5 protein-coding genes are annotated in these 4,318 nt (G+C 72.4%); 4 read left to right on the forward strand and 1 reads right to left on the reverse strand.

Going from position 1 to position 4,318, the window contains the following annotated elements:
* Nucleotides 1-386: 386 nt before the first annotated feature.
* Nucleotides 387-1,094: a YoaK family protein gene (locus tag ACO1BR_RS14205; RefSeq protein ID WP_426795417.1), complete on the reverse strand. Its 708-nt coding sequence runs from the start codon at nucleotides 1,092-1,094 to the stop codon at nucleotides 387-389.
* A gap of 189 nt (nucleotides 1,095-1,283) precedes the next feature.
* On the opposite strand from ACO1BR_RS14205, the gene ACO1BR_RS14210 reads away from it, so the two are divergent.
* The 4 genes from ACO1BR_RS14210 to ACO1BR_RS14225 form a co-directional block, all read left to right on the forward strand.
* Nucleotides 1,284-1,781, forward strand: coding sequence for a hypothetical protein (locus ACO1BR_RS14210; protein WP_426795418.1), 498 nt, complete (start codon nucleotides 1,284-1,286; stop codon nucleotides 1,779-1,781).
* 1 nt (nucleotide 1,782) lies between these two features.
* Entirely contained in the window at nucleotides 1,783-2,877 is a 1,095-nt protein-coding gene (locus tag ACO1BR_RS14215) for a GNAT family N-acetyltransferase (protein ID WP_426795419.1), read from the forward strand.
* A gap of 469 nt (nucleotides 2,878-3,346) precedes the next feature.
* Nucleotides 3,347-4,165, forward strand: coding sequence for a glycosyltransferase family 2 protein (locus ACO1BR_RS14220; RefSeq protein WP_426795420.1), 819 nt, complete (start codon nucleotides 3,347-3,349; stop codon nucleotides 4,163-4,165).
* On the forward strand, nucleotides 4,162-4,318 hold a 157-nt coding region (locus ACO1BR_RS14225; protein WP_426795498.1), incomplete at its 3' end, for a glycosyltransferase family 2 protein. The genes ACO1BR_RS14220 and ACO1BR_RS14225, both read left to right, overlap by 4 nt.

Genomic DNA, 4,318 nt, shown 5'->3' on the forward strand with positions numbered 1-4,318 from the left:
GAGCGCCGGGGTGACGAGGAGGACGGATGTCAATGCCGCATATCGGGACAGTCTCATGGAACCTCCCATAGCAGGATCTCTGCCTAATCCGTCGTACCAAGACTCGCGGGTAGCCGGAAGTGTCCATGCCAAAAGTCGTACAGAGTTCATGACAAATCCGTCGTTCCGTCAGGATCTCCGACGCGGCGGCATTGCCGTGCCATGACGCGTATATGACACCCCGTGGGAACTCCGGATACCTGAGTGCGGCTCATCGAGTCCTCTGACGGTCGATCACGGACTTTCCGAAACGACCGATTACGTACGTGCCACGGGCGGGTGCCACCCGGGCGTCGACGGCGCCGGCGTCCGCACCCCCGGGACCTCGCCGACCGGCCGGCGACCCGTCAGCCTTCGGCGCTCCGGCCGTGCGCGAGACCGGGCACGAGCAGTGCGGTGGCCGCGACGGTGAACGCCACCAGCAGCACCACCAGCGGCGGACGGGTGCCCAGGCCGAGCAGCCAGGCCCCCAGCAGGCCACCCGCGAGCATCGCGCCCACCGAACTCAACCGCCGGGGCCCCGCACCGCTGCCGTAGCCCAGCCGCCGGTCGCGGCCCAGCGGGGAGCCGCTCACCAGGGCCGTCATCACCCGGGTCTCCACCGTGGTGGTGAAGTCGGGGGCGGCCACCCGCATCGCGGTGACGTTGCGCACCCCCATCGCCAGCGCCATCAGGCCGATCACGGCGTAGCGCTGACCGGTCGCCAGGTCACCGCCCGCCCCGGACTCCCAGCCCGTGGCCGCCGCCGCGACCAGCAGCGCAGCCTCGACCAGCAGGGCCACCGGGAACCACGGCCGCCGCCGGGCCGCCAGTCCCGACTCCACCCGGGCCCCGAGGGCCGCGCCCACCAGGAACGCACCGAGCGAGACCACCGTGGCCGCCACCGGCAGCCCGCCCTGTCCGGCGATACCGAAGCCGAGGAAGAGCAGATTGCCGGTCTGGGTGGCGATGAAGACATGGCCGAGCGCCAGGAAGCTGACCGCGTCGAGCACACCGGTGACCAAGGTCAGGCAGACCAGGACCACGGTCAGGGCAACTCCGCTCGGCGGCTCCACGGACGCGGCTCCTTCCACCGGGTCACGGCGCCGCCAGCCGGGCAGCCGCGTGCCGACAGTCTCCGGAGCCGCCCGCCCGCCAGCGGGCCATTGCGCCGTCTGTGGGCGCCCCGCGCGTCTTGACGGCCCTTCCGGCGCTGCGTCACATTGAGGCCCGGCATCCGGCGCTTATGGGGGGTAAAGCTGCCAATGCACACCCACACCATGCACCACACCTGCCCCGGCGAGGGCCCCACCGAGCGATCCGCCCGACAACCCGCCGACCGGCCGTCCGACTGCCCGTACGGCGGCCCGCCCCACAGCCCGCCGCCCGACGACCGACCGCGCAGCGGTGCCGCGTCGCTCGTCGCGGGGGCCGCCTTCGGAACCGCCGCGGTGGGCGCCGTCCTGTCGATCGGCGACATCGGCTCACCGCTGCGCGCACCGTTCACGCTCTTCTTCCTGCTGATGGCGCCGGCCGCCGCGATCGCCGCGGCGCTCGGCCGGATGGATCCGCTCGGCCGCGCCGTGGTCGCCGGGGCCGGGGCGCTCGCGGTCGATCTGCTGGTGGCCCAGACGATGCTGGCGCTGCACGTGTGGTCGGTACGCGGCGGCGTGCTCGCGGTGGCGGCGTTGAGCGGCGCCGGGCTGCTGCTGAGCGCGATACGGCGGCGGACCCGGCACGGCCGCCGGAACCGGGTGGAGTGACGTGGACCTTGCCGTACTGCGCCCCGGCGAGCTGACCGGGGCCGACCGGGAGGTCTGGCGGACCCTGCAGTCCGAGGCCCGCGCGCTGGGCGCCCCGCAGCTGGCGAACCCCTTCCTGGCACCGGAGTTCACCCTGGCCGTGGGCCGCTGCCGGCCCGGGGTGCGGATCGCGGTGGTCCGCGAAGGCGCCGGGCCGGTGGCCTACCTGCCGTTCGAGCGGACGGCGCTGGGCGTGGGACGGGCGATCGGCCTGGGGCTCTCCGACGCGCAGGGGGTGATCCACCGGCCCGGATTCCACTGGGACGCCCAGGAGTTGATCCGGGGGTGCGGACTGTCGGTACTGGAGTTCGACCATCTGGTGCAGGGTCAGGAACCTTTTGGCAGCGGGAAGTTCCGCGTATTCGGGTCGCCGGTCGTCGACGTGGACCGGGGGTTCGACGCGTATCTGCAGCAACTGCGCGCCCGGTCGTCGAAGTTCGTCCGCACCACCTTCGCCAAGGAGCGCAAGCTCGGCCGGGACGTCGCACCGGTGCGGTTCGTCCACGACGAGCGCGACCCCGCGGTGCTGCGCACGCTGATGCGCTGGAAGTCGGCGCAGTACCGCAGGACCGGGCGCGGCGACCGGTTCGCGCACCCGTGGATCGTCCGCCTCATGGAGCAGCTGTTCCACACCCGTACGGAGTCGTTCACCGGTCTGCTGTCGGTGCTGTACGCCGGGGACCGGCCGGTGGCGGCGCACTTCGGGCTGCGGTCGCCGTCGGTGCTCGCCTGCTGGTTCCCGGCGTACGACCCACGGTTCGCGAGGTTCTCGCCCGGGCTGGTGCTGCATCTGCGGATGGCGGAGGCGGCGGCCGCGGACGCGCTGGCGTATCTGGACCTGGGGCGCGGCGCGAAGGACTACAAGAACTCCTTGAAGACACGTGAACTAACGGTCCACGAAGGGATGGTGACGAGACGTCATCTCGTTGCGCTGGGTCACCTGGCCCGGCGCGCGCCGGTGCGCGCGCTGCGGCACGCCGTACTGGCCAGGCCGGAGCTGTCCGGGCCCGCGGACCGCCTGCTCAAGAGGGCGGGGCGGCTCCGCACGGGGCGGTGAGCGGCGCTCGCGGCGGCGGAGGGAGCGCGGCCGGGCGCCGGCGCACTCCAGTCCGTCTCGACCAATGGCGCGAAAGGGGACTTGCCATAGGAGGTCTTGCTTTAAAGTCCCGTTCGTCAATATCGTCGCACATCCACCCGCATCGGATGATCACGCCACGGCTGCCCCTGGGGAGGGCGCCGGCCACGCGGTGAGCCGTCCGGCGCGGGGCGCGGTGGGGGGGTCCCATGCGCCCGGTCGTCGCAGGCTGTCCGCTGCCTGCCGGTGGCCAGAACACGACCGCGCGGCCGCGTGCCGGCATGCCAACTCACCCTGTTCGCACGGCAGTCGATCGCCACCCGCACCGCCTGCCGGACCGAACGGGGTGGGCACCCTCCTTTCGCCCCGGACCGCAAGCCGGACCGCCCGGAGACGGGCGGTCCACCGGAAGCTCCACCGGACGTCTCACCGGACGAGAGGGAAACCGCCCATGAGCTCCTTCCTTCGCCCTGCCGACGCGGACGAACCGTCGCCGCTGACCGTGGTGCCCGACCATTCCGCCTACCGTCCCGTCTCCTGCCACCTCGCCATCACGCCGCCGGTGAGCGTCGTCATCCCGGCGATGAACGAGGCGGCGAACCTTCCGTACGTCTTCCGGACCCTGCCGGACTGGATCCACGAAGTGGTCCTGGTCGACGGGAACTCCACCGACGACACCGTCCGGGTCGCCCGCGAGCTGTGGCCCGGCGTCACCGTCGTCACCCAGCGCGGCAGGGGCAAGGGGGACGCCCTGATCAGCGGCTTCGCGGCGTGCACCGGCGAGATCATCGTGATGGTCGACGCGGACGGGTCGGCCGACGGCCGGGAGATCGTCAGCTATGTCTCGGCGCTGGTCTCCGGGGCCGACTTCGCCAAGGGGTCGCGCTTCGCCAACGGGGGCGGCACGGACGACATGACGCCGGTGCGCCGGCTGGGCAACCGGGTGCTGACCGCCGTCGTCAACCTCAAGTTCGGCGCCCGCTACACCGATCTGTGCTACGGCTACAACGCCTTCTGGCGGCACTGCCTGGACCGGATAGCCCTGGACTGCGCCGGGTTCGAGGTCGAGACGCTGATGAACATCCGGGTGGTCAAGGCGGGTCTGCGGGTCCAGGAGATCCCCAGCCACGAGTACATCCGCATCCACGGCGCCAGCAACCTGCGGGCGGTACGCGACGGGCTGCGGGTGCTGCGGGTGATCCTGCGCGAGCGGGGCGCCAGGCGGAAGCCGGCCGCCCGACCCGCGCTGATCGCCGGGGACGTGCGGTGACGGGGCCGGGGGGCTCGGGCCCGAGAGTGTCGGTCGTGATCTGCGCGCACACCCAGGAGCGGTGGGCGGACGTCCTGGCGGCGGTGGCGTCGGTGCGGGAGCAGTCGTGTCCCGCGGCCGAGGTGCTGGTGGTGGTCGACCACCACGACGCGC

It is taken from the genome of Streptomyces sp. YGL11-2, assembly GCF_050054615.1.
Classification (GTDB): Bacteria; Actinomycetota; Actinomycetes; order Streptomycetales; family Streptomycetaceae; genus Streptomyces.

Bases quoted from the DNA above. Each gene is read 5' to 3' on its own strand.
- ACO1BR_RS14210 (WP_426795418.1), top strand. From the start codon at position 1,284: ATGCACACCCACACCATGCACCACACCTGCCCCGGCGAGGGCCCCACC.
- ACO1BR_RS14220 (WP_426795420.1), top strand. From the start codon at position 3,347: ATGAGCTCCTTCCTTCGCCCTGCCGACGCGGACGAACCGTCGCCGCTG.